The 14,782-nt window shown below is 54.5% G+C and carries 15 protein-coding genes and 1 pseudogene; 4 read left to right on the forward strand and 12 right to left on the reverse strand.

What is annotated here, in order from left to right:
* Positions 1-252: a hypothetical protein gene (locus tag VGJ94_09025; GenBank protein ID HEY3276749.1), complete on the reverse strand. Its 252-nt coding sequence runs from the start codon at positions 250-252 to the stop codon at positions 1-3.
* A complete protein-coding gene (locus VGJ94_09030; protein ID HEY3276750.1) occupies positions 249-1,457 on the reverse strand; it encodes a hypothetical protein in 1,209 nt (402 codons plus the stop codon). Before VGJ94_09030 ends, VGJ94_09025 begins: the two co-directional genes overlap by 4 nt.
* A gap of 74 nt (positions 1,458-1,531) precedes the next feature.
* Here VGJ94_09030 and lexA point away from each other — a divergent pair, with 74 nt between their 5' ends.
* Complete coding sequence (lexA, locus tag VGJ94_09035) at positions 1,532-2,161, forward strand: transcriptional repressor LexA (GenBank protein HEY3276751.1); 630 nt, start codon at positions 1,532-1,534, stop codon at positions 2,159-2,161.
* A 66-nt stretch (positions 2,162-2,227) separates the two neighbouring features.
* Here lexA and VGJ94_09040 read toward each other — a convergent pair whose 3' ends face one another.
* The 7 genes from VGJ94_09040 to VGJ94_09070 all read right to left on the reverse strand — a co-directional run bounded on the left by VGJ94_09040 (position 2,228) and on the right by VGJ94_09070 (position 10,674).
* Positions 2,228-3,067, reverse strand: coding sequence for a hypothetical protein (locus VGJ94_09040; protein ID HEY3276752.1), 840 nt, complete (start codon positions 3,065-3,067; stop codon positions 2,228-2,230).
* Positions 3,068-3,439: 372 nt separating this feature from the next.
* Positions 3,440-4,666, reverse strand: coding sequence for an ABC transporter substrate-binding protein (locus VGJ94_09045; protein ID HEY3276753.1), 1,227 nt, complete (start codon positions 4,664-4,666; stop codon positions 3,440-3,442).
* Positions 4,667-4,827: 161 nt separating this feature from the next.
* On the reverse strand, positions 4,828-6,078 hold the full coding sequence (locus tag VGJ94_09050) for a uroporphyrinogen decarboxylase family protein (protein HEY3276754.1): 1,251 nt from the start codon (positions 6,076-6,078) through the stop codon (positions 4,828-4,830).
* An 81-nt stretch (positions 6,079-6,159) separates the two neighbouring features.
* Positions 6,160-7,161: a TRAP transporter substrate-binding protein DctP gene (gene dctP / locus VGJ94_09055; protein HEY3276755.1), complete on the reverse strand. Its 1,002-nt coding sequence runs from the start codon at positions 7,159-7,161 to the stop codon at positions 6,160-6,162.
* A gap of 30 nt (positions 7,162-7,191) precedes the next feature.
* A complete protein-coding gene (locus VGJ94_09060) occupies positions 7,192-8,208 on the reverse strand; it encodes a TRAP transporter substrate-binding protein (GenBank protein ID HEY3276756.1) in 1,017 nt (338 codons plus the stop codon).
* Positions 8,209-8,345: 137 nt separating this feature from the next.
* A complete protein-coding gene (locus VGJ94_09065; protein ID HEY3276757.1) occupies positions 8,346-9,764 on the reverse strand; it encodes an exonuclease domain-containing protein in 1,419 nt (472 codons plus the stop codon).
* A 106-nt stretch (positions 9,765-9,870) separates the two neighbouring features.
* Positions 9,871-10,674: an aquaporin gene (locus tag VGJ94_09070; protein ID HEY3276758.1), complete on the reverse strand. Its 804-nt coding sequence runs from the start codon at positions 10,672-10,674 to the stop codon at positions 9,871-9,873.
* 131 nt (positions 10,675-10,805) lie between these two features.
* Here VGJ94_09070 and VGJ94_09075 point away from each other — a divergent pair, with 131 nt between their 5' ends.
* Entirely contained in the window at positions 10,806-11,186 is a 381-nt protein-coding gene (locus tag VGJ94_09075) for an Sbal_3080 family lipoprotein (GenBank protein ID HEY3276759.1), read from the forward strand.
* Between the two features lie 669 nt (positions 11,187-11,855).
* Here the strand turns inward: VGJ94_09075 and VGJ94_09080 are convergent.
* The 3 genes and pseudogenes from VGJ94_09080 to VGJ94_09090 form a co-directional block, all read right to left on the reverse strand.
* Positions 11,856-12,641 carry an aspartate/glutamate racemase family protein gene (locus tag VGJ94_09080; protein HEY3276760.1) on the reverse strand — a complete coding sequence of 262 codons (786 nt, stop codon included), beginning with the start codon at positions 12,639-12,641 and terminating at the stop codon, positions 11,856-11,858.
* 90 nt (positions 12,642-12,731) lie between these two features.
* The gene (locus tag VGJ94_09085) at positions 12,732-12,944 is read right to left on the reverse strand and encodes a hypothetical protein (GenBank protein HEY3276761.1); all 213 of its coding nucleotides are present in this window, start codon (positions 12,942-12,944) and stop codon (positions 12,732-12,734) included.
* Positions 12,939-13,307 (reverse strand): annotated as a pseudogene (locus VGJ94_09090) (peptide-methionine (S)-S-oxide reductase). Before VGJ94_09090 ends, VGJ94_09085 begins: the two are co-directional and overlap by 6 nt.
* A gap of 548 nt (positions 13,308-13,855) precedes the next feature.
* Between VGJ94_09090 and VGJ94_09095 the strand changes: the two are divergent.
* A complete protein-coding gene (locus tag VGJ94_09095) occupies positions 13,856-14,062 on the forward strand; it encodes a hypothetical protein (GenBank protein HEY3276762.1) in 207 nt (68 codons plus the stop codon).
* A gap of 215 nt (positions 14,063-14,277) precedes the next feature.
* Positions 14,278-14,733 carry a hypothetical protein gene (locus VGJ94_09100; protein HEY3276763.1) on the forward strand — a complete coding sequence of 152 codons (456 nt, stop codon included), beginning with the start codon at positions 14,278-14,280 and terminating at the stop codon, positions 14,731-14,733.
* The last annotated feature ends 49 nt before the right edge of the window (positions 14,734-14,782 follow it).

A 14,782-nucleotide genomic window follows, 5' to 3' on the forward strand; every position in this document is an offset into this window, starting at 1 on the left:
TCACGCCCCGTAGTTCTGCCTGTACCATATGCCGCTCATCATATCCCTGAACAGGGTCGTACGCTTCCCGCTCTCGAGCTCCAGCGAGAGGTAGAGCCTCGAGACGGGGCATCGCCACCAATCCTCGTCTATGCGCCACATATTGAGCACCCGAAGGACCCTGACGCTTCTTTTCCCGATCCTGATCGCCTTCGGCATTCCATCCTCCACCAGGAGGTCGACTGCTTCCGGCTCGTAAGGAGAGGCTTTCATGCTTCTACGAAGACGAATCTCCTTTCCGGCAGGCGCGAATGGGGGTCTGTCTCCTTTACCTTCACCAGCGGGAGGCTTCCGTATTTTGCCCTCAGGTAATCTTTCACGCCCTTGAGCCCCTCCCGCTCACGCGCTTTTTCAATGAAGAGCCCGTCGTTGGCAGGCTCGCGCCGCGTGAGTCCCCGGACATATACGATAAATCCCCTTATGGGGCTCTCAAGGCTCATTGTGACGAGTCCGTCCATGATCCTGCGGACCATCTCCTCCTTCGAGGACGTGGGCGCATGCATAATCCATTGTCTCTCAATAGTCTTGTTGCTCATAAGATGGAGGACGAGCCTTACCACGCGGCACGACCTCCTCCCCTTCGCCATCTCTGCCGTAATCTCATTGAGGGCCTCATCGAGAGAGGCCCTCAAATAGCCCATCGCCTCTATGGGCGCCTCGCATACCACTTCCTTCTCAAGACAGGTCCCGCCTTCCATCCGGGGGATGGGACGGACCTCTCCGGCCCCGCGGGAGATCTCGTGGATCACCTTCCCCGGCCGGCCGAACTGGGCGACAAGGGCCTCCATGGAGAGGGCGGCAATCTTTTCGAGCCTGTCGAGCCCCAGAAGGGCAAGGCGCTCCTTGATCTCCCCGTCCACGGGAAGCTCTTCCACGGAAAGGGGGGCCAGAAACTCCCTTTCCCTACCGGAAGGGACTATGTGGACATGGGGCCGCGCCAGGAATGCGGCGCTACGGGCCACGAACATGGAGTTGCCGACGCCCACCCTCGCCTCCAGGCAGCAGGCCCCTTTGATCTCCCGGACCATGCGCGCGGCAAGGGAGCGCTCGCTCCCGTAGATATTAAGGGTTCTCGTGATATCGAGGCAGGCGGTCCCCATCTCAAGGGCCTCGATCCTCATACTGAAAGACTGGAGCATTGAGATCGCCTCTTCCCACACAACCTCCGCCTCCTCTTTGTCGGGACAGACAAAGCACGCACCGGGGCAGAGGTGATACGCCTCTTTCACGGTAAGGGAGGGACGCACTCCCCTTTCCCCGGCCTCTTCCGAACAATCAAGCACAAGGGCCCGCTCGTCGGGGCGGCCCCCCACCACCACCGGCCGCCCCTTAAGCCCGGGACGCTTCAATCTCTCCACCTGGACATAGAACCGTGGGATATGGACGCAGGCAATCCTCATATCGTCACTATAGAACATGTGTTCTACTTTAGCAACATATTTCTAAAAGTGCTTGACATTAATACCTTTTATCTAGTACATTTATTCTAACAATGGGAAAAACCTCTCCCACAAGGGACAATATCCTCGCCTTCATCCAGGAATTCAAAACAGGGAAAGATTATGCCCCCACCGTCAGGGAGATCGCCGAGCACTGCGCCATAAAGAGCACCTCCGTAGTCCAGTACCACCTCGACAAGCTCGAAGAAGCAGGGCTCATCACGAGGGCAAAAAAGAATTTCAGGAGCATATCACTGCCCGCTGCCGAGACAAGGCAGCTCGTGGAAGTACCGATCCTGGGGACCATCTCCGCGGGCCGGCCCATATGGGTCCCCTCAGCCGACAGGTGGAGCGGCATTACGGAAAGGACGGTGGAGGTATCGCCTGTTGTCACCAAGGGTAAAAAGAATATCTTCGCCCTGGAAGTAAAGGGAAATTCCATGGTGGACGCCATGATCGCCGATTCGGATATCGTCATAATAGAGCAGACCCCGGACATAAAAAACGGCGACGTCGCAGCCTGCTGGCTCAAAAACGAGCAGGAAGTAACCCTAAAGAAAATCTACTACGAAAACGAGAGAATTCGCCTCCAGCCATGCAACCCGTACATGATGCCCCTCTACTATGACGCATCGAACGTAGAGCCTCAGGGGAAGGTCATCGCGGTGATACGAATTGTTTGATTCTGAATAAAATCGGAAACGGAAATCGGATAACGGATAACGATAACGAAATTAGATTTTGCTTTATCAGAGCGGCGGCAGAGGGTACTCCCCGGGTTTCACCTCATCCAATATCTGACGAAAAAGCTCCTGCCCCTCTTCATTCAAATAGGATGCAGCTAATTCGTTCAGCTTTGAAGCCTCTTCTTTTTTCTCACAATATTTGGCAATCACGGCATTTGAAATGATAAGCGCCGACAATATGGGGTCTCTTATCGAGGCCTTTAGAGATTTGTCGGCCATAACGGCATCGATCTTTGCTGCCTTTTTCTTGAACATAGATTGATTGTGAAGCCAGGTGCGGGGCAGGTCAGCCTCCAGCCGTCCGTCCTGCTCGTACAGAACAAGCTCGAATATGGGCGCAGAGGCATGATCTGTCATGCGATTGTTCTCGAACTTATCGTAGATATCATAAAAAAATCCATTTCTCCCGGATTTCTTGAATGAGTCCCGTTCCCCGGCGGCGACCTCGCCAAGACGCTGGAGACGGCCCGATCTGAGGCTAAACACTACATTCCGATCACAACGCGAGGCATTCCCGCCCCCACATTCGATCCTTACAAAAAGATAGCCGTCTCTCCGGTAAGTATGTCTTTCTTGAACTTCAAAGGCCTCTTTAACATTCGCCACCGCAATAATATTCGTTTCAATTGCAAATCTCTCCTGTGCGCTTTGCACCAGTAGCTCGATATTGAATGGCCGCTCGAATTCCTCTCTCAGTTTCGCCGTCACTTGAACCGAGCCGTCGGCAAAGACCGTCACTCCCTCTTGCCCGATCCGCTCTTTCCTGGCTCCTTCAAAATTTTGAGCGATGGCGGGATAAAAAACTCCTACATAAATAGGGACCATGATAAGAAGGAAAATCATTCGGCACTTCATGACAAGGTGAGCCCTTCCTGCGGTCTTATCCGCCGCTAGTTATGCCCTCTCCCTCCATAATTTTGCCAATCTCTCCGCCTCTCCTCATCTTATAACCATCGCCGGTACTCATATCAATAATTTCTTTTCTCAATGGATGACCTTAAGGAGGAACCTGCAACAACTCGCGCAGGGGCGCACTAAAAAGAAGAGGCGACACCCGTCGCCTCTTCCGCAATCTTCCTGACCCTCTTTCCCTTTTCCGCTCTTTCGCTGCTTCTAAGCCTTTGCCATTACTATCGACTATCGACTGCCTCTAAGCTATCGACTGCCTCTAATCCCTTGCCGTTACTAACGACTAGAGACTAGAGACTGTCTTTGTCATTTTCCCTTCGCCCGCGCCTTCGCTATGTCCTCACACGTAGGCGCCGCATCTCTCGCGGAGACAGTCGCTATATCCGTGCCGATGAGGAAGTCTTTATACTCGGGCACCTTTTTCGTGACGCCGAAGAATGTGGGGTGCATGACCTGATGGTCACATGCCCGGAGTTCGAGCCTGCCTACAGGGCTCCTCTCAAGGACCGCCCCTTCCAGGGCATCGATGAATTTTTCCTTGTCCACCTTGCCCGCCTTTTTATACGCCTCCGCGATAAAGTGGCCGGTGATGTAGCCGAAATAAGAGGGCATGGTGGGATAAGAATTGTAGGCCTTTCGGTAGGTCTCCACGAATGCCTTGTTCTCCGGTGTCTGGGGATAGTAGAAGAGGTAATGGGCCGTCCCATATACCCCTTCCGGCGCGTTGAGCCCGAGGGCATTGAGGATCGCGTAGTCGATCGCCGTATGCTGGTACTCAGGCACCGCTTTTGAGAGACCGGTGGCCTTGGCCGCTTTCTGGAAGGCGATGACCGTGGCCCCGCTCGAGCCCATGATGAGGCAGTCGGGCTTTGCCGACATGATCTGGGTGATATAGGGTGTAAAGTCTATCTCCCCCATTTTCCAGAAGGTCTTCCCCAGGAGCTGGACCTTCGGGTTTAGCGCCTTGAGGTGGTTCCATACCGAGTCGGTCAGGGCATGGCCGAATTCGAAATCGTCGCCCGCGATCCAGTATTTCGTATAGGGCTTCTTTGCGAGTACCGCTGCCGCGGCCTTGCCGGGCATGACGGTAGTCTCATCCATGAGAAAGACATACCGGTGGCCGAACTGGCCGGTAATCCTCTCGCTCTTTGCACCCGTGACGAGGAAGGGGATTTTTTCCTTCTTTGCGAATTCGGAGATGGCAAGGGCGATGGCGCTGTTGTAGGTGCCCACGAGGAGGTCCACACCCTCTTTGAGTACGAGATCTCTCGCCTGGGGAAGGCCGGTGCCCGGCTGAAATTTGTCATCCCGCGTCATTATTTCGATCTTCTTCCCGAGAACGCCACCTTTGGCGTTTACCTCTCCGATAGCCAGCTTCAGACCTTTAAGGTTATCGTTGGCCAGTGAGGCGGCGCCCCCCGAATAACTGTCGACCACGCCCACCTTGATCGCATCGGCGGCAAAGGCCGAAGGTGCAAGAAAAAGGATACTCACCAGTACGACGATCGCCACTTGCATCTTCTTTCTTCTCATTGGTACCCCCTGTCTGTAATGTAGTGCGTTAAGCCTTGCTGTTACTATCGACTATTGACTGCCTTTAAGCTATTCACTGCCCTTTTGCCCTTGTCGCTACTATCGACTAGAGACTATCGACTAGAGACTATCGACTAGAGACTAGCGACTAGAGACTGCCCCTAATAGATTCCGTATTCCCGCGTTGCCTCGAACATGGCTTTTATATTGTCATAATGCGCATCATCGAGACCCGTGGATGCGTCCATAATGAACCCCCCGTCTTTCCCCGCAGTATCGATGAGCCTCTTTACCGATTCCCTCACCTGCTCCGGTGTACCGGTGGCGAGTATGGAGAGGGGCAGGTTGCCCCTGATCGCGACCGTCTCCCTCAATATCTCCTTGGCCTTTACCATATCGGTGGCCTCGAATTTGTAGCACGCCTTTCCCGGCGGGATATCCTTTATCACTTCCAGGCGGGTCGTGCAGTTGCCTTCCCAGAAGGGACAGGGCGTGAGCCCCGCGTCGATGAGGGCAACCATAAGGTCCTTAAGAGTGGGCCAGAAGAACTTCTTGAACTGCTCGATGGACATGAAGCCGTCGAGCCCCTTGTGGATCGGGATGAAGACCCGCGGGTTTCCCGAGGCCTTCGAGCCCCGTACCGCCATATCGAACATGATGGGGAGAAGCTTCTCGCATGCGGCAAGGACTTTTGCGGGCCTCCTGTACATATCGAGCATGAGGCCTTTTGTTCCCCTGAAATAGTCCCCTAATGTATCGAAGGGCGCCTGGGTCATGGCGCCTGTCTGGATGGGGATGCCCAGCTCCCGCGCCTCTTCGGAAAAGCGCCGGGTATAGGATGCGATACGAAGCGACTCCTTTCCCGCCTTTACCATCGCTTCAAGTGTTGCAATGACTTCCGGCGTGGTGAAGGGTATGAAGCCGAAGGGCAGGCCCATGGCATAGGTGACAAGGCCGGTGAAGGCAGGGAAGCTCTCGAGCCCTTTCAAGGAGCCGCATATGCGGGGCAGGTATCGCCTCATCATGAAATCCGACGGATCTGCGAGAAAATGGTCGTATTCTTCCGCCGCCATATACTCGCCCTCAACGAACTGGTACGTCACGTCCGGTGGCAGGCCACGGCCCGGCCATTTAAGCTGCCTGAAATCAAGAACGTCGAGCAGGGGACCCAGAAACCTCAGGGCATAAGGGTTCTGCTCCATGTCCTGGTTGAATTCGAGGGTGATCTTCCACTGGGACTCCCACATCTTCTCCGGGTCGTACATGGCCTCTTCAATCGTCATGCCGCAATGGAGGGCAGGGAAAAATCCGAAGGAGACCATGATAGGAACCTTCTCCGGCTTCCGAAGGGCCACCACGTCTTCAAAGAGTTTTTCCCGTTTCCGGTATAGCTCGGCTCTATCTTCCGCCACTTCAACCTCCCGTCATTATCCTAAATGCCTCTGGTTTTGGATATACCTTCGCGGGCCGGGATTCCCGGCCCGCAGTGTAAACTATTTTCCTTTCGTGAGGAGCTTCTTCAGTTCGGGGCCTGTCTGGGGGTTTTTCTGGAGCACATCCTTCCAGCCCTCCTCGTAGGCCACCCTCAGAAACTTCTCTTTTTCCGCGGCAGGCAGATCGATTACCTGGATGCCTTCCTTTATGAGGAGCGGTCTCTCCTTTTTCGCCAGGTCCTCGAAATAGGCGACCACGGTCTTCTCCGCCTCGATTGCCGCTTCGTTCAGGAGGTCCTGGAACTTCCTGGGCAGTTTATTCCACGTGGCGAGATTAAAGAGTATGGGGTTGGGGCCGCGGTAGAAGCCCGGCTCCACGATATACTTCGTCACCCTCTGCCAACCCCAGTCGCGGATGCCCACCGAGACCCAGCAATAGCCGTCGACCACGTTTCTCTCCAGGGCAGCGTATACCTCCGTGGGAGGTATAACCACCGGGTTTCCGCCGAGACCTTTGATTACCTGAAGGTACATGGGCGAGACGCGGATATTGAGGCCCCTTAAATCAGCTGCTTTGATGGGCTTATTCAGGTAAAGGTAAAACTTCATATCATGGCCCAGGCGGCCGAGATAATGGATCTTCAGCTTCTTTTCGTGGAGGTCGTTCCAGAACGCCCAGGCGCCTTTCGCCCTCTCTTCCGCCGGAGCGAATTCGGAGAGCTTCATGGCGTCAACCTCAGGCAGGACCGAGACATAGTAGGCGTTCGTGGTATAGCAGATATCTACCATACCCCGCTGCAGGGCCTGGACCTGGTCCTGGGTCTTTACCGCTTCAGGACCACCCACGTAATTGATCTTCAGTTCGCCCGGATATTTCTTCGCCACGAGCCGCTCCACCGTCTCCGAAAAGATCTGAAACGGCTTATTATCGGGTGCGGTTTTGGGCCATGCGGTGATCGCCTTTAAGGTAATGGTCTCGGCCCCTCCCGAAGCGGGCAGGGTCAGCATCAGGGCAAGGGCCATAAAAACCCCGCATACAACTAAGGCTTTGATCTTTTTCATCTTTTCAATGCCTCCTTCTCGTTCTCCTCTTTATTTCTGGTGAGCCTTGACATAGTCCTGGCAGAATTTCAGGGCTTCATCCGCGGGCAGGCCCTTTGACTTCATCTCTTTTACGTGCTCTTCGATAATAGGCTTCACCCTCTGGGCCCATCGGGCGTCCTCCTCTTTGGAAAGGGTGACAAATTTATTCCCCCTCGCCAGGGCGAATTCCCGGCCCTCTTTATCGATCTCGTCCCAGAGCCTGCCCTGTTTCTCGATCCACTCTTCATTCACTTTTTCGATTATGGCCTTGATATCGGCAGGCAGGGCGTTCCATCTCGCCTTGTTCATCACGTAAAACATGCCGCTCGAATAACAGGCGCCGTAATCCTCGGTCGTGTATTTCACCACTTCTCCGAGTTTCCACCCTTTCAGGGCCTCAATGGGTACCATGACCCCTTCGACCACGCCTTTCATCAGGGCGTCGTAGGTCTCGGGTATGGGCATGCCCACCGGCGCCGCCCCAAGGGCCTGGACAATCTTTGAATTGATGCCGGAGGAGCGTATCTTCATTCCCTTCACCTCTTCGAGCTTGGTGACCGGTTTTTTCGTGGTATGGAGGAGACCCGGACCGTGGGCGTGGAGGAGGAGGACCTTCACGTCATCGAATTCTTTGGGTTTGAATTTCTGGTAAAACTGGTTGATCAGTTTCGTCGCCAGATAGCCTGTCTTCATGTTGAGCGGCAGATCGAGCATCTCCGTCATGGGGAATTTCCCCCTCGTGTAACTCAGGACGCTCGCGCCGATATCCGATATGCCTTTTACCGTGCTGTCATATATCTGGGCGCCGGGACTCAAGGTGCCGCCGGGGAAATAATCGATCTTTACCCTGTTGTTGGTCCTCTTCTCCACCTCCCTGCACCACTGTTCCGCAAGTATCCCATTTTTGTGCAGGTTATTGTAGACGTTCGAGAACCTGAGGGTGATGACTTTCTCTTCCGCGGCACTGCAGGGAAGAGAGAAAAGGGACGTAAAGACCAGGATCATTACGGCGACGATACCTTTCATGGCAGCCTCCTTTGATGATTCTATGTGCGCTTTACAAACTTCTCTATATAACTGTACCAAGATAGTAAGAAAACAAATGGACCTTGTCAAGAAGTTTGTATACACAATTTAAATTTTGGAAGTCTACTCCGGTAAGGCTAAAGGTTCTCGAGGTCCGCGCGGCTTATCTCGCGAAGATTGAGTTTCTTTCCCGGCCGTCTGAAATAGTGAAGTATTATTTTGTAGATGTCGTGATCGAAAGCAGGGGCGCTCTGATACGTAGGTCTTCTGCCTTGTTCGTCATATTCAAAGGAAGCGAGGAGACACCATTGATCGATGATGAAGGCTTCTCCCCTTTCCGCGCCTTCGGCCCGCTCTTCGATGAGTATGGGCCCGGCAAAGGGCCATGTCCTGATGCTGCGCCCTTCCAAGGCCTCAATAAACCTCATATTGTAGCGCAAAGGCGTCTCCACGCCCTCGCATGGGCCTTCGCATTTTTCGAGCTGCCGATAAGAGCAGGGGCCTTTGCCTTTTTCAAGCCCCAAAACACAGGGACAGAGCCGGTGCTCCGAGGCTGCGTGCCAGAGGTACTCCTTCGCCTGTTTCAGGGTCTTGAAAATGCCTGCCGTCTGCCTGACCGCCTCCGGACTGAGATCCGATGCAGGCTTGAGCAGTATGGTCCCATATCCTGAAGCATCCTCCGTCTTCACCGCCGCGATGAGGCCCTTTCCTCCCTTGGAGCGCCGATTGTAAAGAGGCTGAAGTTCCTTGATAAGACGCGCCTCGAGCAGCAGCGCCCCCAGCTCGCCCGCGGTAGGAACGGCCTTTATGTCAGCCACCTGCCGGTGGATGTGGGCCTCTTTCACGAAGCCATGGCCGTCGGAGAAGTGGCCCAGTACGCGACCCTTGATGTTGGTGCTCTTGCCCACGTAGAGGGGCGTGCCTTCCTGGCTGTAAAACATGTAGACCCCCGCAGTCTCAGGGAGATTTCTGATCTGGTATTCCTCGACAAGGGGCGGGTATATGGGAGTCTTGCAGAGCTTCGCGACCGCCTGGGTCAACTCCTCCTTCTGAAACCGGTCGTGAAGGGTCTTCATGAAATCCCAGACCACGGTTGCATCGCCCAACGCCCGGTGGCGCTCCGTGCAGGTAATCCCGAAACGCTCCATGATGCGGTCCAGGCTATGCCTCCGACATTCGGGAAAGAGCAGGCGTGAAAGGCGCAGAGTGCAGAGGCAACGGGGACTGAAGCCGACCCCCTCGCGACGGAATTCCTCCCGCAGAAAGCCGTAGTCGAACCGGGCATTATGGGCAACGAAAAGCGCCCCGTCCAGGAGTCCCATGAGGTCGTCCCTGATGGTCGCAAAGGTGGGTGCCCCCCGCAGGTCCTCGTTGGTGATCCCGGTCAAGGTTTCGATGTAAGGAGAGACGATCATCTCAGGGTCCACGAGGGTGGAGTAGGATTCCACGAGCTCGGCGCCCCGAACCTTCAGAATTGCGATCTCGATTATACGGTTAAATCGTGCCGAAAGACCGGTAGTTTCAATATCAACAATGGCTAAATCAGAATCATACATAAGCAAACATTCATCGATATTTAAGCAGGTTTAGGGCGAGAAGTAAAGGCCGGCAAAGCGCGTCGGGAGGAGCCCATTTGGGTAACGGACCCTCCCGGCCATGATTTCATTTTTTCTCCCGGCCTCTTTCGGCAGACGGGCCCGCCCTGCGAAGCAACCAATCACGGTGGCTGTCAAAATAGTAGAGCTTCGCTATCTCTATTCGTTTTGCCAAAAGACTGCACGCGAGGGTCGCCACGAAGGCACCGATAATCGGGCCAACCCAGTAAATCCACCATCCCTGCCATTGTCCACCCAGGATCGCCGGACCGAGGCTACGGGCGGGATTCGTGCTGGTCCCCGACACAGGAGCCTCGGCATACACCAGGACGGCATAGATGAATGGAAGGATTGCCGGCGTGAATGGACGAAGGTTTCTGAAACCGAGGAATATTGCCAATAGGGAAATCACGGTGAAGGTGGCCACAACTTCGCCCAGCAATACGGTCCCGATGGTATATCCTTGGCCCGGCAGGGTGGCGCCGAAGTCCACACTCCGGCCCATAGCACCCCAGGCCAGGAGTGGCAGACAACCGATAACGGCACCGGCTGACTGCGCGAGGACGTAGCCGACGACGATCTTCACATCCAGCTTGCGCATCAGCCAGAACGCGAGGGTCACGACTGGGTTGAGGTGCGCTCCGCTTACCTTTCCAACAGGGGAGACCGCAATGAGCGCGGCCGTCGTGCCGAAGAAAAAACCGGTAATGAGCCTGCGCAACCCTTCATGCGGCACGAGGCCCACGATAGGACTGCCGGCGCCGAACATCACAATGACCAGCGACAGGCCTACCAATACCAGCAGAGCCGTACCGACAAACTCGGAAAAGAAGAGCTGTCGAGGGAACTGGTAATCCATCGAGTTTGTCATCGCAAGAGTCCTCACCAAGTCCTGGTATGTCGCCCATTGCAACGCCGACCTGTTTGACGGGGCAATAGTGTATAGAACTTCTATAGTAACTAAAGCCCGATTGGTCAAGGAAGGGGCAGAATCAGTGATCTATGGATCGGGTTGTGAAGCACGTATGCATCCAGCATAACCCGAAGGTCAGGGTCGATGATTTTCTGGATGTTTTGAAGAAGGGCTTTGACCGCCACCAAATTTCTTCGGAGGTCTTCTCGGGCGAGGCACCCGCACAATGCGAGTATATTCTCACCTACACGGCTTTACGTTCATGGGATTGGAGTCCATACCTGGCTCACGCGGAACTAAGCCTGAAAGACAAAAACCGGGAGGTTGCACGGGCTGTATATAACCACGAAGGTGGTCTTTCTCTCATGAAATGGCAACAAACAAAGACAAAAATGGACCCTGTAATCGACGAGTTGCTCGGCGCATACGGTCAACCACAGCGCGGCGGTGAGCCGGCCACAGGAAGTTGAGCGCTTTCTCCTCTATAGATCCGGCTTCTCCCCCGGTCAAGGGTTGATCATTAATGCACCGGCCTGAGTCGGCATACTATTCACTGCAACTAGAATCGACCGTTCCGGCATGCTTCGCGGATTTTGCAACCGTCGAGTCGATAGTAGAGAAGCTCTCCCATTGCAGACAAACTTTGGAAAAGATACAACCTGGCTGCACGACGCCGCGTTCTCGAAGGAAGAAGAAAAATAACTCCAGTCGTTTATGAGACACTACATATAGCAGCCAGGGCCATTGGTATGGAATTATGCCGTCTCCTTCATGTCCGAGGCCCCGATTGATCCTTGGCGGCCATTATTACCGCTCGAAAACTGATAGAGACAAAAATTGGGTCGGATAACGGACTACAGGAAGCTATACAGACTGCCCTCCTTCAAAATCTACCCTTTCCCCGATCTCAGTCCACGGGGACGGGAGGGCTTTATCCTCGTAGCGCCTTGCGAGCACCGTTGGTCACCCGTTCGGTGAGGAGAAACGCTCCGAAGGACGGCCACCCGTGTGCGAGGAGGTACGACGAGTTGGGTGGCTGAGTGCCGGACGAACCGTCTTTTAGCGGGTAATGGGCACAGCCGAAGCGGAGAGGACAGAGCCCTCCCGGCCCCGTAGTCCCCCGGTCGGCAATCCGTAACTCAGCTTTTAAGAAACTCTTCTATTGCCTTTGTCGAAGGCAAGGCGAAGGTGGAGGCCCGGCTTGCGCCGGTGCCTGTGAGCCTCAAGAGCTTCACCGCCATTTCGGTCATTTTTACTACCACTGCGATGCCGTTGAGAACGGTCGCTTTATCCAGAGTAAAGGATCTCTCCTGGGCGAAGAGGAGCGTGGGCAGACCGCCTGCGGGAATAATCACTTCTACGCCTTGTTCGATCAACGGCCTGGCCTCTTCGAGGAATTGGCGCTCTATATCTTTGCGTTTTTGAGGATCGCTGAAGGCGGCATTGAAATCGGCAACGCTCGTCTTGATCGCCTTGATCGCCACTACCCTTTCCCTTAAACCATATCGTGAAACCTGTTCTTCATGCATGGGGATGAAATAGGGGTCGATGGTGATGAGGCCGATCTTTCGACCGAGGGTGCAGCCGAAGAGCATGCTGCTTTCCCCCAGGCTGAGGACGGGGATCTTTACGGCAGACCTTAATTCATAGAGGCCCGGGTCCTGGTAATGGCCTTGTATAAATGCATCGTACCCCTGCCGCTCCGCTTCGAGCACGTTCCGGACGGCCTGCACCGAGCACCTGAACTCGGTAAGCCTGTGAAGCTCACGGTCAGGCGGCGAGATGCCGTAGACGTCGTATGTTACGCCGGGGTCGGCAATCGAGGCAAGATACCCGCCCAGGTGGTCGATATATCCTGCCTGCTCCACGGGGTCCACGTAGCTCTGATACCAAATCCTGATTGCCTTTCCCTGCCCTTTTGCCATGACGGAAATTAATCTCGGCCTCTTTCGTTGTCAAGGCAACGGGGGTCCGGCAAGACAATTTTATTCATAGTATTCCGACAAAACCCTCCTCTAACCTTCCGATCTTCTCTTCACCACATCGCGCAAAAGTTGAATGCCTTTCGGGGAAAGGCCGAGAAGGCCGGCCTCTTTGTCGAAGGAGGCAAGGTTCCCATATCCCCCGATATAGCCGTTCACCCTTGCCGTTGCCGTGGAATCGGTGAAATCCTTGTCGGCCGGATAGACGGCCCTGTACTCGCGGGCAATCTCTTTCCTGTTCTGCAGGTAATATTTCTGATGGTACCCTTCCGCACGATAGAACATAGTATAAGGAGCGATCTCGGTCATTATCCTGGTCCCCAACTTTCTTTCCAGGCTTTCTTTTGACGCGAAGGCGAGTCTCTTCTGCTCCTCGTTGTGAAACAAGATAAGGGACGCATACTGCCGCGACCACGAGCGACTCACGGGATCATGGCTCGTCCAGTAAATCTCGAGCAGTTTTTCGTAAGTGACACGTGACGGGTCAAAATCTATCTGAAGGGTCTCCGAATGGTCTCCGAGGCTATGGTAACCAGGGTTTTCTTTTGTCCCTCCTGCATACCCCACACGGGTGCGGACCACGCCGGGAACGAGCCCGAACCGGGCATCAGGTCCCCAAAATCACCCAAGAGCGAAGGTTGCCGTCTCGACTCGTGCCGGAGCCGATGCATCGATGGGCGGTATTACTGCTTTTTCCTGTATTTGTGTGGCCGTCTGAGCCATATTTGTCCCCTCCTTTGGCAAGGACCTCTGGGTTTCCCCCGAATCTTGTTTCCGGCAGCCCCCGAAAAGAAAGATAGCTATAAAAGCGATGACGACAGTACCGGAAACTATGAGAAAAGGGCGTCTCTTAATCACTTTTCAACATCTTATTTTTCATGATATATTCAACTATAAGCACGATCACGCCCCATTCAAGGCAAGAAGGGAACTCCTCCGGGACGCTCGTGAAATTTTGACATTTGATTTCTCCCGGCGCATCATGCGTGCATATAGGCCTCGAAGAGATCCTTCCAGGGCAGATCAATACGGGAAAGTCCGACAAGACCCGGGTGATTGGGGAGTTGCGTTCCCTGTCAAAAGTGCTGTGTGTTCCATTGCGCGTCGGTGCTGTCCGGGTCATCTCTCCCTCCTTTTTCTGAAGAAGAACCAGTTAGATGATGACCTTCAAAGCGCCGGCGGCCAATCAAATCAGGAGCTTAGCCAGAGAACCCTTTTTCGAAATCAACCCCCTCCTCGATCTCAATTCACGGGGTCGGGAGGGCTCTACCCTCGGAGCGCCCTGCGAGCATCGGCGGGTAACGGGTGCAGCCGAAGCGGAGATGATAGAGCCCTCCCGACCCCATATCCCCCAACTCGCATGATTTTACCTTTTTCATTGCCCAAAACTGTTTTTGACTCACCGCTGCATGTCGCCCAAAAGTGTGTGTCGCTCCGGGTTGGCGACATTCCAGATTTCTTCTTATACGCGTTCTCAAGAGTGCCCCCTTTCGTTACCGTACTCATCGCGTCCTCTTGATTTTCGCCTTCCCGCGTATAACTCTTCCTGTATGAGAGAATCTCTGCCGGGAGACAAGGGATGAAAAGAAGAATCTCGATACTGGCTATCGCTCTTATATGCGGTACGGTCAGTTCCGTGCAGTCCCAGTCGTACAACCCGAATCAGGGATGGGGACCGGTCGAACCCCCGTCATACAATACAGGTCGGGGACCAAGTCCGCAATCCCCGATCAATCCGGGCATGATGGACGATACTTGCGGTCCGGGCATGGAGTCCGGATACGGGTTACAGGGTGGCGCGGGAAGAGACCTGTGGAGGGCCCGCTATGGCGCCCGCCTGACAAGTATTTGCAGTAAATTTCTCGACGAGACGGTGCGGCTCAGGAAAGACCTCTCCAGAAAGCGCTTCGACTATTACGAGGCCTTAAGGAGCCCGGAGACAAGTTCCGATACATTAGATCGGATGGAAAGGGAGATGAGCGAGTTAAATCGGAAAATATCGGCTCAAAATCCCCGTAGCTGCTGGTGGTACTAGCGGAAACGGCCTTTTCCGGCCTCAGAGGGTAAAAACGGAACATCGCGAG

It is taken from the genome of Syntrophorhabdaceae bacterium, assembly GCA_036504895.1.
Lineage (GTDB): Bacteria > Desulfobacterota > Syntrophorhabdia > Syntrophorhabdales > Syntrophorhabdaceae > PNOM01.